Raw genomic sequence first — 12,395 nt, 5'->3', positions numbered from 1 at the left:
CTTCGGTCATGCCCGCGGCCACCGAGGCCGGGCCAGAACTGGAGTCCTACATGTCCCGCATGCCCCGCCGTCTCACCCTGCGTTTCGCCGTCCTGACCGCCGTCGCGGCCAGCGCCCTGCTCGCCCCGGCCGGCGCGGCGCTCGCCGACGGCCCGACCCCGTCGGCGAGCGCCGTCATGGGAACCGACGACTCGGACGCGGCGAAGGAGAAGGAGGACCTCGCCAAGAAGCTGGAGGAGGACGCGGCGCAGAAGCGCAAGGCGGCCGCGGTGGACGAGGCCCGCAAGGGCGAGGCCGAGAAGCGGATGCCGCGCGGCGGCGTCGACGCCGGAGAGGCCGTGGTCGAGGACGGCGGTACCAGCACCACCGCTCTTGCCGGTTCGGCCGCCGGCGCCCTGCTGCTCGCGGGTGCGGGCACTGTCGTGATCCGTCGCCGTGCCGCCGGACGCCGCGAGGGCTGATCCGGCCCGCCGTCCGACCGGACACATCTGTGGCGCCGTCCCTCGTCGGGCGGCGCCATCGCCTGTTGCACCCATCCCTGCTCTGGAGTCCGTCGTGTCCCCTGCACCCTCTCCGGTACGGCGCTTCGGCACGCTGCCGGCCCTTGCCCGCATCGCCCTCGTGGCACCCGTGGCCCTCGCCGTGCTCACCGGCTGCTCGTCCGCCTCCGAGAAGCCCGCCGTGCCGGTCGCCTCCGCCGCCGCCCCGTCCGCCGCCGGGGCCCCCGTGCCCGCCGGCGGCGGCACCGCGCCGGCCGAGCGGCCCGCGGCCCCCGCCGCGGTGGCCATCCCCTCGCTCGGCATCAACAGTTCGCTGATGAAGCTCGGCCTCGCCACGGACGGCGCCGTCGAGGTCCCGCCCGCCGAGAAGGGCATGACGGCCGGCTGGTACACCGGCGGTTCCGTGCCCGGTGAACCCGGTGCGGCCGTCATCATCGGCCACAACGACACCCGCTTCGGCAAGGCCGTCTTCCACGACCTGCACAAGATCGCCGAGGGCGCGGACATCACCGTCACCGATGTGCGGGGAAAGTCGGCGCACTTCACGGTCACGGGCACCGAGAGCGTCAGCAAGACCGCCTTCCCCACCCAGAAGGTCTACGGCCCCACCCAGGACCGCGCGCTGCGGCTGATCACCTGTGACGGCGACTTCGACGCCCAGGGCCACCCGGTGAACAACCTCATCGTCTACGCGACGCTCACTTGAAGTGAGCTGAGCCCGGCCGGCCGGCCCGCTCAGCCCAGGCGCAGGCGGGCCGCCAGGGCGGCGAGGGTCTGGGCGGTGTCGGTCAGCGACTGCACGGCCGCCTCCAGGTCCTCGGCCGGCCGCGGCCCCGGGAGGGCGGGGGCCTCGGGCGCGGGGACCGGCGTCCCGCGATAGCCGATGGGGCCCTCGTCGTACCGCTGGTCGCCGGAGAAGTCCGCGAAGGCGGCCGGCAGGCTCATGGCATCAGCTCCTGACACACGATCAACTTCGGTGGCGGCAAAGGGCGATGACCGCGATCGGGGCCTTGGCCGCCGGGTGTGACAGTGCCGCTCCCCCTGATAGCAATTGACGGAGAGATTGAAAGCGGCGTAACCGTCCCCGGCTTCGGCCGCTTTCCGGAACAGGACGTTTGCCCGCACCGGATCGCGTTCCACACCGACGCCGTTGGTCAGCATGAATCCCCATTCACGCATGCCCTCCACAACGCCCGCGTCGGCCGCCTCGCCGAAAAGGCGGGCGGCCCGGCCCAGGTCGCTCCCTCGGTCAAGGAGAACAGCGGCGAGAAGCGCCTTCGCGTCAGCGTCCCCTTGGGCGACAGCCGACTCCAACCCGGGTACAAGGGCCGTGATCCGGTCCGCCGCACCCGCCGCTCCAACGGCGTTTTGCGTGGAAATATCAGTTCCCCGCACCCACCAGGTCGCCCCGGGCATGGGCCGCTTCGGCCCGCTCGAGCAACTCCGCGATGGAGACGCCGGCCGGATCGGAGACGAATATCGGCACTCCGAGTTGCCGGGCTCTGCTCTGGAACCAGGAAATGCAGTCGAGGCACATGTCCCGGCTGACCGATGTCCCGTAGCCCGGATTCAGCACCGACGCCTGCTTCTCCGCCTGGGACAGGAAGTAGGCTCCGGGGCCGCCGCGAAGGCCGGGCTCAACAAGTCGATCAACGACGCCCTGGAACGCCACCGGCCCCGTCCGGATCGGCCGCAAACTCGCCTCCAGCGCCTACGGCGAGTACGCGAACGCGACGATCAGCAACATCTGCATCTACCCTTCGCCCTGCCCCGGCCGACACGGCGTCCACCGGCGACACCCCAAGGTCACCCAACTCGACTGAGCCCCGCACCCACCTCGCCACTCAGGGCCCGTCCCCGCTCCCGGACGCTGTTGGTTAATTCCGCCCCGCTGGACTCATCCAGCGGGGCGGAGTGCTGCGAAGGGCGAAACGCGGGTCTTGGCGAGTGGTCTGCCGGTGAGCCAGGCATCGATGCGGGCGAAGTTGACGGCGGCGCCGGTGAAGTGGTGCTGCAACCGGGTTTTGGCGAGGCCGCGGTAGCGGGATCTGCGCAGGCCGAACGCCTGGACGCCCTGTGAGATGGTGCCCTCGACGCCGGCGCGGTGTCCGTAGCGTCGGCGCCAGTGGTCGGTGTCCTGCTCGATTCGGGCCTGCTGAAGGATGTCGTGCTCGGTCTTCGGTCTCAGGGTCAGGTTGCGGCCGGTCCTGGAGCTGGTGCACGAGGTCCGCAGCTCACAGGGGTCGCAGTGCCGGGCGGCGAACCGGACCCGGGTGACCGGGGCGTCGAACTGGCTCCGGGCTTCCCGCCAGACGACGCTGGTCTGTCCGCCGGGGCAGATGGCCTGGCGCTGGTCCCAGTCGATGGTGAAGCGGGTGTTGTCGAAGATTTCTCCGCTCGCCTGTCCCTTCACGGTGGTGGACTTGACCGGGCCGACCAGCTCGATGTCGTGATCGCGGCGGGCGTGGTGGATCTGTTCGGCGTCGATGTATCCGGCGTCCACCAGGTGCTCGTCCGGCAGCAGACCCCGTTCGGCCAGGGCGGTGTGGATGTCCTCCAGGACGAGGACGTCGTTGACCGGCGCTGGCGTGGTGCGAATGTGGGTGATCAGATGCGGGGCGTCGGGCTCGCAGGTCTCGCTGAGGTGGACTTTGTAACCGGACCAGCCCAGGTCCCGTTTCGAGCCAGTGCGGGCCTCGGGCTCGTAGGGGGTCCGTAAGCGGATCAGACCGGGTGGGAGGTCCTTCGTCCCGCGCCAGCGCACGGTGCCCTCGACGTGGTGGAACTGCTGCACCCAGGTCTGCCGCAGGAACTCCACTGCGGGCAGGCTGCGCAACGAGGGCGGTGACGCAGCCGACCAGACGGCCTTCAGCAGCGTCATGCCGTCAATCCCGCACTGGTCGCCGTGCTCGACGCGCGCGGCCCACCGGGACGGGAAACGGCTGTCCTCCGGCCGGGCCGAGTAGCGGTCGAACCACTCCGGCGGCGACACCGTCACCAGCCAGTCCCCGGTCTCCTCCGCCACCTGGTTCAATGCCGCCCGCAGTGTCTCGACCACGAACTCCAGCCGGTTCAGGTCTCTCGTCGCGGCCAGCACGTGGGTAGCATCCGTGCGCTGCCGCTTGCCCGCCTTGACCAGCCCTGCCTCGCCAGCCGCCCGGAGTACCGCGTCGAACACCATCTGGCCGGCCTCGCCGTCGACCAGCCGGGCACGGAACTCGCTGAGCACCGAGAAGTCGAATCCGGTGTCGGCCAACTCCAGTGAAAGGGCGTACTTCCAGTCCAGGCGCGAGCGGACCGCGTGCGCGGCCTGGCGGTCGGTCAGCCCCTCGGCGAACTGCAACACCGAAACCAGCGCGAGCCGGGCCGGAGACACCACCGGCCGCCCCCTGACCGGGAAAAGTTCCTCGAAATCGGCATCCGAGAACACCGGCCCGAGCACATCCCGCACCCGCATCACCAGGCAGCCCTTAGGGAAGACCGCACGTGCCAGCCGAGCGGTCTCCTCCGGGATCTCCCCCAGATCCACCCCACGCAACGACACCGAACCCACCCCTCAACACGACGACGGCCCGCACAACCCCAACGCGGTCATACAGGCCGTCGTCACGCCCGCACCCGATTTACCAACAGCGTCCCGCTCCCGGGGCGGGCCCCCGGCATGTCCGGGCTTTGCTCAATGCTGGTTCGCCGCTGGGCAATCCATGGACTGCCGTTCCGGCAACATTCAGTCCATCGTCGCTGCTTGCGTTCTGTGAATTCCCTAGGGTCCCTGAAGGCGCGATCGCCTTCCTTCGAAAAAGGGAACCCATGGACACCCTCCTTTCCGTCCGGGCTCGCGGGATCACCAAAGGCTTCGGAGACGTCGTCGCGCTCGACGGCATCGATCTGGATGTGACGCAGGGTCAGATACACGGCCTGGTCGGGCCGAACGGCGCCGGAAAGACGACGCTGCTCGGCCTGCTGCTGGGCCTGGCCGTCGCCGACAGCGGCCGACTGGAGATCCTGGGCACGCGGGTCGGACGGGGGCTCGCCGTTCCCGACGGCGTCGCCGGCTTCGTGGACGGGCCCGGCCTCTACCCCTCGCTGACCGCCCGGCAGAACCTCGCCGCGCTGGCCCGACTCCGTGGCCAGGACGCCCGGAGCGCGGGCATCGACGACGTACTCGGCCAGGTCGGGCTCACCGACGTCGCCGACGACAAGGCGCGCGGCTTCTCGCTCGGCATGCGCCAGCGCCTCGGGCTGGCCGCCGCCCTGCTCACCAGACCCCGGCTGCTCGTCCTCGACGAACCCGCCAACGGCCTCGACCCGGCCGGGAAGCGGCACGTGCACGGTGTCCTCACCCGGCTCGCCGCGGACGGAACCGCCGTGGTGCTCTCCAGCCACCGTATGGACGACCTGGAGGCGCTGTGCTCCGAGGTCACCATCCTCGCGACCGGACGGGTGGTCTTCTCGGGCCCGCTCGGCAAGCTGGCCGCCGAAAGCCGTGAACTCGACTACCGGTTGGTGACCTCCGACGCGCAGGCCGCCCACCGGGAGGCCGCCGCCACGGCCGGGATCCACGTCGTGGACGACGCCGGGGCCCGACGCGGCGTCGAGGGGCTCGTCGTGCGCGCGCTGGTGCCCGCCCTCGACGACCTCGTCGTACGGCTCGTCCACGCGGGCATCGCGGTGCGCGAGTTGACCCCCGTGGTGTCGCCGCTCGAAGCCGCGTTCCTCGCCCTCACCGAGCAGGAGGCCGGTCGGTGACCGCTACCCTCACCGACGAGAAGGCCGTCAGCGCCGCCCGCCGCGTCCCGGTCTCGCGCAGCTACCGCTTCGAACTGGTCAAGCTGGTCGCGCAGTGGCGGATCCGCCTGCTGGTCCTCGCCTGTTGGGTCGCGCCCGCCCTCTTCGTCGCGGGGGTGAGCCGGCAGAGCACGCTCCCCTCCGACACCCTCTTCGGCCGCTGGATGCACGCCACGGGGTGGGCCGGCCCCCTGGTGATGCTCGGGTTCGCGGGCGCCTATGCGCTGCCGCTGCTTTCCTCGGTGGTCGCCGGTGACGTGTTCGCTTCGGAGGACCGGCTCGGCACCTGGCGGCATCTGCTGGTGGCGGTCCGCTCGCCCCGGCGGATCTTCGTGGCGAAGTCGCTGGCCAGCCTCACCGTCATCCTGCTGCTCGTGGCCGGGCTGGCCGTGTCCAGCGTGGTCGGCGGCCTGGTGTCGGTCGGCGACCAGCCGCTTGTCGGCCTCGACGGTCACCTGCTGGCGCCGGGGGACGCGGCCGGCCGGGTCCTGCTCGCCTGGGCCGCGGCCCTCGCCCCGACGCTGGCGCTCGCCGCGATCGGACTGCTCGGGTCGGTCGCACTGGGGCGGTCCCCGACCGGGCTGCTGCTGCCCCCGGTCGTCGCCCTCGCGATGTCGGTCGCCCAGATGCTGCCGCTGCCCGTCGCCGTGCGCCTCGCCCTGCCCGGCTACGCCTTCATCGCCTGGAACGGCCTGTTCACCAGCCCCGCGCAGCTCGGCCCGCTCCTGATCGGCGTCACGGTCAGCCTGGTGTGGGCCGTGCTCGCGACCGTACTGGCGTATCTGCTGTTCCTCCGGCGCGACTTCACCGATCTCGCCTACGACGGCGCCGGACGCCGCGCGCTCACCCTCGGGCTGCTGCCGCTGACGGCACTGACCGCCCTCACCGTCGCGGTGATCGCCGTAGCGGCTCCGTCGACGGGTTCCGGGATCCAGCAGGACAAGGTCCAGCGGTCGGTCGCCACGGCCTTCGCGCACCTCTACCGCATGCAGACCGGGCAGCTCCACCGCCCCGCCGTCACGGAGGCGGAGCTGCGGGCCACGGCGGCGTGCACCAAGAGCGACGGCCGGGCCGCCCAGGAGGGCGCGGGCAACGACTGGCGTTGCGTCGTGACCTGGCATCTCCCCGGGGTGCCGGTCACGGGGTCCGCCGTCTACCAACTCGACATCACCTCGGACGGGCGGTTCGTGGCCGACGGCGACGGACCGAAGGAAGTGAACGGCTACTTCCTGGTGCGGACTTCGACAGGGGACGCACCGAACCCGCTCTGGCAGTTCGACGGCAACGTCGAGCTGCTTGACACCACCTCGAAGGGATAGTCCATGCAGGTAACACGGCAGCGCCGGGTGGGCCAGAAGGAGCAGCTCAACCTCCTCGGCAGACGTGTCGGCCGCCGCACCGTGCTGGTGACGGCGGGCATAGCGGTCGCCCTCGGTGTCACGGGCACCGCGGTCGCCTCGACGTACCGGTTCGGCACCCAGCAGGTCGCCCAGACCACCGCCGACGGCCAGGTCATCTCCAGCGACCAGTACATCAAGCCGTACGGCAGCCGCACCGTCATCAACGACGGCAAGATCATGTCGTCGGCGGTCAGCCCGGACGGCGCCCATCTCGCGGCCGCGATCGCCGACGGTGACGCCTCGCTGGTCGTCATGGACCTCACGACCGGGCAGGTGAAGCAGAAGGTCGGCACGAACGCGGCCGACGACCTGCGCATCAAGAACGGCTCCGTCGGCCAGGAGGGCCCGACGTACTCGCCCGGCGGCAAGCAGCTGTGGCTGGGCCAGACCGACGGCTACACCAAGTTCACGGTGGGCGCGGACGGCACCCTGTCCACCCCGGTGACCGTCTCCATCCCGGCCGACGGCGCCAAGCACGCGCTCGTGGGCGCCACGGTGTTCTCGGCCGACGGCTCCACCGTGTACAGCGCGGTCAACGGCCAGAACCGGGTGGTCGCCATCGACGCGGCGACCGGAACCGTCAAGCAGAGCTGGGCCGTGGGCACCGCCCCGCGCGGCCTCGCCCTGGTCGGCGGCAAGCTGTACGTCAGCAACGAGGGCGGGCGTCCGGCCAAGGCCGGCGACACCACGATCAACTCCTACGGCACCGACGTCCCGGCGAACCCGGACACCGGCGCCACCACCACCGGCACGGTCAGCGTCATCGACGTGGCCGCCCCGGCCGCCGCCGTCGCGAGCATCGACGTCGGTCTGCACCCGACCGCGGTGTACGCCAAGAAGGGCGCGGTGTTCGTCACCAACACCGCCGACAACAGCGTGTCGGTCATCGACACCGCCAAGGGCAAGGTCGTACAGACCATCGCCACCCAGCCGTGGCCCGAGGCGTCGGTCGGCTACGAGCCCAACGCGGTGACGCTCACCGACGACGGCCGTCTGCTGGTGACGCTGGGCCGCGCCAACGCGGTCGCCGTCTACCGCTACACCTCCCCGCAGCAACCCGCCCGCTACGTCGGTCTGCTCCCCACGGACTACTTCCCCGCGGAGATCACCACCGTCGGCAAGAAGGTGGTCGTCTCCAACACCCGCGGTATCGACGCCCGCCGTCCCACCGCCGGCGCCGGCCACGGCACCCACGACACGACGTCGAGCCTGACGCAGTTCACGCTGCCCGCCGACAGCGTCATCAGGTCGCAGACGGCGAAGGTCTTCAGGCAGAACGGCTGGACGCCCGGCTCGGTCCGGGCGGCCAAGGGCAGGAGCCACGCGAGGGCGCTGCCGGTCCCGGTGCGCCTCGGCGACCCCTCGACGATCAAGCACGTCTTCCTGCTCGTCAAGGAGAACCGCACCTACGACCAGGTCTTCGGCGACATGCCGCAGGGCAACGGCGACTCCTCGCTCACGACGTTCGGCGAGAACGTGACGCCCAACCAGCACGCGCTGGCCGAGCAGTTCGGTCTCTACGACAACTTCTACGACGTCGGCACGAACTCCGCCGAGGGCCACAACTGGCTGATGCAGTCGGACAACCCGGAGTACACCGAGTCCTCGGCGGGCGAGTACCAGCGCAGTTACGACACCGAGAACGACGTCCTCGGCCACCAGAAGTCCGGCTTCATCTGGACCGGTGCGCAGGCGGCCGGCAAGTCCGTCAAGGACTTCGGCGAGTTCCAGTCGCTGGAGACCAAGCCGGCCGGCGCGACCTGGCAGAACCTGTACTGCGACAGCAAGAACATGGCCGCGACCGGGGCGCAGACCCAGTACCCCATCAAGACCGGTTCGGCGATCCCGTCGCTGAACAAGGTGTCGGTGCAGGGCTTCCCGCTGTTCGACCTCGACGTCCCGGACATCTACAAGGAACAGATCTGGCAGCAGGACTTCGAGAAGAACGGTCCCGCGAACCTGAACATGTTCTGGTTCTCCAACGACCACACCGGCGGCCCGGCGAACGCGTCCGCCGAGGTCGCGGACAACGACCTCGCGGTCGGCCGGATGGTCGACGAGATCTCCCACAGCAAGTACTGGAAGGACTCGGCGATCTTCGTCGTCGAGGACGACTCGCAGAACGGCCTCGACCACGTCGACGGCCACCGTGCCCCGGTCCAGGTCATCAGCCCCTACGCCCGGCACGGCGCCGTCGACAGCCACTACTACTCACAGATCACCATGGTCCGCACCATCGAGCAGATCCTCGGGATGCACCCGATGAACCAGCTCGACAGCGCGGCCACCCCGATGTACGGCGCGTTCACCCCGAAGGCGAACACGGCCCCGTTCACCGCGGTGCCCAACCGGACCTCCCTGACCCTCGGCGTCAGCCCCCAGCCCACCTGCGGCTCGGACACCCCGGCGCCCCAGGACAGCAAGGCAGCGGCCGCGCCGACGTCCGTCGCGGTGCCGCAGGCGCAGCAGGAGCTCGCGGCGCAGTGGAAGGCCTGGGCGAAGCAGCAGCGGCTGACCGGCCCGAAGGCCGTGCCCGACTACGCCAACCCCACGCAGATGAACCGCTACACCTGGTACCAGACGCACGACTGGACCAAGCCGTACCCCAGTGACAAGAAGGTCTACGCACCGGCCGACGTGCCGGGCGCCTACCTCCCGTCGCCGGAGTCCGACGGCTGACATGGCGTGACCGTTTCAAGGGGCCCCTGGCCGGCGTCACCGTCGGCCGGGGCCCCTTGCCGGGAAGCGGTCCGGGCGGGTGAACATCGGGCGCCGCGCCGTCCCACCGGGCAGGGCCGGGGATAACACCAGGAGGGAGCGGCGGGCGGCAAGGGTCGCCGGCACCCCGATCCGGAGGATGAGTCATGCCGTTGAACAGATACGGGGTCCTGGCCGCCCGCGCCGTCGACCGGCGCCGGGAGGGATCCAGTGACACCCCGCACTACCAGATCCACCTCACCGACGAGGCCGGCACCCACTACCGGGCCGCGGTCAACGTCGAGTCCCAGCAGGCCCCCCCGGACCTGCTCTACGTGGCCGACGACGACTTCCGCCACCCGCTGACGGAGCTGCTGCCACCCGCCGGGAGCGGATGGACCGACCTGCCGTCGCAGCCGGGCACCGCCAGCCTGGACTTCATCCGCGGCAATCTCTTCGACCCCGCCTCGATGCGGACCCTTCCGCCCGATCTCGTGGGCGCCGACAACGACCTGGCCGACCTGCTCGACCACTATGTGCAGCGGGCCATCGCCGACCCCACCGCCGTCGTCTACGCCTTCGGGCAACGGTGGGGGCCCGAGGAGGGCGCGGACGACAAGGTGTTCGGGTTCAGGACCGGCAACGGCGTCCACGACATCCATATGAACCAGGGCAGCAGCGGGCGCTTCCGCTCCGACAACGGAGTCTGGCAGGACGGAGCCCTGCTGCTGCACCTGCCCGCCGAGAACCGCTGGGTCGCCGTCTTCCTGGCCTTCCAGTCCCAGGCCTGGCACACCGACGACACCACCGGACACCCCATCGTCACCGCACCGCCCCGCCCCGGCGACCGCGAGGAGCCGGTGCGGATCATGGCCGCGCTGGTCAATCCCCTCGGCCCCGCGCCCGAGGCCGAGACCATCACCGTCCTCAACGCCTCCCCCGCCCCGGTCGACCTCCGGGGGTGGCTCCTCGCCGACCAGAACCAGCAGACCCTCCCGCTGCCCACCGGCCCGCTCCCGCCCGGCGCCACCCTCACCGTCCCGGCCGGCAACGGATTCCATCTCGGCAACCGAGGCGGCACCATCACCCTCCTCAGCCCCGACGGCCTCAAGGTCCACGGCGTCTCCTACACCGCGCAACAGGCGCAGCGCGAGGGCCGATCCATCACCTTCTGACACCCAAGCACCGTCAACCGGCAGCAGTTCACAACCCCCGTCGCCCAACTGGGCGCCGACGGGAACGGCCGGCAGGACGACGTCACCGTCGCCTGATTCCCCCGGGTGGGGATGAGTACGTGTACTCATCCCCGCCCGCGCCGCCTCCCGATACTCACGCACCCCTGTCCTTCCTCGGCGTCGCCGACCTGGCCGCCTACGAGACCTTCCTCAGCCGGCACGTCATGGCCATCCCGCGGATCAAGAACGTCACCTCGCACTTCACGATGAAAGCGGTGAAGACGAGCTGACGACCTGGCGACCCGACGGCCCGACGGCCTGGCGACCCGGCGGGCGGACGGCCCGCCGGGTCATGCCCGTTGTGCCAGCGGGTCGAGGAACGTCAGCACGGAGGCGTCCTCCTCGATCAGCGGGACGAGGGCGGCGTTGAACGGGCCGCCGTACGGGGCGTTCAGGTGCGCCTGGAAGGCGTCCTCGTCCCGGTACACCTCGAAGATCCAGAAGGCGCGCGGGTGGTCCGCCTTGGTGTAGACGTCGAAGGCGATGTTGCCCTCTTCCTCGCGCACCTTCAGGGCGTAGTCGCCGATCATGCGGGCGACCTCGTCCTGGGCTCCCTCACGGGCGGTGAATTCGGCGAGCAGGGTCTTCTTCACGGTCTCGGGTCCTTCTCGGTCGTGACGAGCCAGGTCGATGTCATCGTTGACTTGTGTCATCGATGACATCGAGTCGCCCGATGATGGACGCAACCCGGCCGACGCGTCAACGGTTCGGGCGGGACCGCCCGGCACGAACCGCCCGCCCCGTCAGACACCGCCGACGATCGTGAGCTCCTCCAGCTGGTCGCCCCACGGCGGGTTGGGACCGGCGACGGAGCAGGTCAGGGCCGCGACCCGGGCGCCGAACCGGCAGGCTTCCGCGACGTCGTCGAGGCGGAGTTCCGTCAGCCGGCCGCCGAGGAGTCCGCGGGCGCCGAGGCGGTGCAGCAGTCCGGCGGTGAAGGAGTCGCCCGCGCCGACCGTGTCGACGACCCGGGTGGCCACCGCGGGCACCCGCACCCGTTCGCCGTCGAGCGAGGCCAGGGCGCCGTCGGCGCCCCGCGTGATCACGACGAGCCGCGCCCCGGCCGCGTGCCAGCTGTCGCACGCCTCCTCGGGCGAGACGCCCGGCAGCAGGAGCGCCAGGTCGTCCTCGCTCAGCCGCAGGATGTCGGCGAGAGCGCACCAGTGCGCCAGCCGGGCGCGGTAGACCTCGGGGCGCACCAGCAGCGGCCGGACGTTGGGATCGATGCTGACGGTGGCCCGCGGGGCCGCTGCCGCCAGGAACTCCTCCACCACCGGCCCGCCGGGCTCCCGGACCAGTGCCAGGGAACCGGTGTGCACACAGACCGAGTCGGACAGATCCACCCGTGCCAGTTCCTCGGCCGTCCACTGCCAGTCGGCCGTGTTCTGCGCGTGGAACGAGAACTGGGCCTGCCCGTCGGCGTCCAGCTCCGCCACGGCCAGCGTGCTGGGCTCGGCGGCGGCGACGGCGTACGACAGGTCGACGCCGGACGCGTCCAGGTGGGCCCGGAACAGCCGGCCGAAGACGTCGCCGGACAGGCGCGCGAGGAAGCGGGCCGGCGTGCCGAGCCGGGCCAGGGACACCGCCGTGTTCGCAGGTCCGCCGCCCGGCAGCACCCTCAGGGCGAGTTCGTTCGAGGCGTCCGCCGGTTCGGTGAAGGCGTCCGCGACGCACTCTCCCAGGACGGTGATCTGACGCGGGCTCATGTGCTGCTCCCTCTCGGAAGGGCTCGGAAGGCTCGGAAGGACGGGGTGCACCGGATGGACCGGATCGGG

The 12,395-nt window shown here is 71.0% G+C and carries 12 protein-coding genes and 1 pseudogene; 7 read left to right on the top strand and 6 right to left on the bottom strand.

Annotated elements, in window-relative coordinates; all coding sequences use genetic code 11:
• The first annotated feature begins 8 nt into the window (after positions 1 to 8).
• Both B5557_RS30995 and B5557_RS30990 read left to right on the top strand, forming a co-directional pair.
• Positions 9 to 461 (top strand): hypothetical protein, encoded by a 453-nt coding sequence (locus B5557_RS30995; protein WP_231976089.1) that lies wholly within the window; start codon positions 9 to 11, stop codon positions 459 to 461.
• A 94-nt stretch (positions 462 to 555) separates the two neighbouring features.
• Positions 556 to 1,206 (top strand): class F sortase, encoded by a 651-nt coding sequence (locus B5557_RS30990; RefSeq protein ID WP_099937431.1) that lies wholly within the window; start codon positions 556 to 558, stop codon positions 1,204 to 1,206.
• Positions 1,207 to 1,235: 29 nt separating this feature from the next.
• Here the strand turns inward: B5557_RS30990 and B5557_RS30985 are convergent, their stop codons facing one another.
• From B5557_RS30985 to B5557_RS30975, 4 genes and pseudogenes are all read right to left on the bottom strand, one after another.
• Entirely contained in the window at positions 1,236 to 1,445 is a 210-nt protein-coding gene (locus B5557_RS30985) for a hypothetical protein (protein WP_079662541.1), read from the bottom strand.
• A 147-nt stretch (positions 1,446 to 1,592) separates the two neighbouring features.
• Positions 1,593 to 1,679, bottom strand: a pseudogene (locus tag B5557_RS46355) (SEL1-like repeat protein); the annotation flags it as partial.
• 202 nt (positions 1,680 to 1,881) lie between these two features.
• Positions 1,882 to 2,172 (bottom strand): hypothetical protein, encoded by a 291-nt coding sequence (locus B5557_RS30980; RefSeq protein ID WP_079662540.1) that lies wholly within the window; start codon positions 2,170 to 2,172, stop codon positions 1,882 to 1,884.
• A gap of 225 nt (positions 2,173 to 2,397) precedes the next feature.
• Positions 2,398 to 4,044 (bottom strand): IS1182 family transposase, encoded by a 1,647-nt coding sequence (locus B5557_RS30975; protein ID WP_079665097.1) that lies wholly within the window; start codon positions 4,042 to 4,044, stop codon positions 2,398 to 2,400.
• Between the two features lie 266 nt (positions 4,045 to 4,310).
• Here B5557_RS30975 and B5557_RS30970 point away from each other — a divergent pair, with 266 nt between their 5' ends.
• The 5 genes from B5557_RS30970 to B5557_RS45415 all read left to right on the top strand — a co-directional run bounded on the left by B5557_RS30970 (position 4,311) and on the right by B5557_RS45415 (position 10,850).
• A complete protein-coding gene (locus B5557_RS30970; RefSeq protein ID WP_079662539.1) occupies positions 4,311 to 5,249 on the top strand; it encodes an ABC transporter ATP-binding protein in 939 nt (312 codons plus the stop codon).
• Complete coding sequence (locus B5557_RS30965; RefSeq protein WP_079662538.1) at positions 5,246 to 6,607, top strand: ABC transporter permease; 1,362 nt, start codon at positions 5,246 to 5,248, stop codon at positions 6,605 to 6,607. Before B5557_RS30970 ends, B5557_RS30965 begins: the two co-directional genes overlap by 4 nt.
• 3 nt (positions 6,608 to 6,610) lie before the next feature.
• Positions 6,611 to 9,367, top strand: a complete 2,757-nt coding sequence (locus B5557_RS30960; protein WP_079662537.1) for a bifunctional YncE family protein/alkaline phosphatase family protein — start codon at positions 6,611 to 6,613, stop codon at positions 9,365 to 9,367.
• 185 nt (positions 9,368 to 9,552) lie between these two features.
• Positions 9,553 to 10,560 (top strand): DUF2278 family protein, encoded by a 1,008-nt coding sequence (locus tag B5557_RS30955; protein WP_079662536.1) that lies wholly within the window; start codon positions 9,553 to 9,555, stop codon positions 10,558 to 10,560.
• Positions 10,561 to 10,679: 119 nt separating this feature from the next.
• Positions 10,680 to 10,850, top strand: a complete 171-nt coding sequence (locus tag B5557_RS45415) for an Lrp/AsnC ligand binding domain-containing protein (protein WP_159424453.1) — start codon at positions 10,680 to 10,682, stop codon at positions 10,848 to 10,850.
• A 60-nt stretch (positions 10,851 to 10,910) separates the two neighbouring features.
• On the opposite strand, the gene B5557_RS30950 is transcribed toward B5557_RS45415, so the two are convergent.
• Positions 10,911 to 11,213, bottom strand: a complete 303-nt coding sequence (locus B5557_RS30950; RefSeq protein WP_079662535.1) for a putative quinol monooxygenase — start codon at positions 11,211 to 11,213, stop codon at positions 10,911 to 10,913.
• A gap of 150 nt (positions 11,214 to 11,363) precedes the next feature.
• Positions 11,364 to 12,326: a carbohydrate kinase family protein gene (locus tag B5557_RS30945; RefSeq protein WP_079662534.1), complete on the bottom strand. Its 963-nt coding sequence runs from the start codon at positions 12,324 to 12,326 to the stop codon at positions 11,364 to 11,366.
• Positions 12,327 to 12,395: the final 69 nt, after the last annotated feature.

This window comes from Streptomyces sp. 3214.6 (assembly GCF_900129855.1).
Classification (GTDB): Bacteria; Actinomycetota; Actinomycetes; order Streptomycetales; family Streptomycetaceae; genus Streptomyces; species Streptomyces soliscabiei.
The sequence above is the reverse complement of the archived record's forward strand: the minus strand, read 5'-3'. Positions and strand labels throughout refer to the sequence as shown.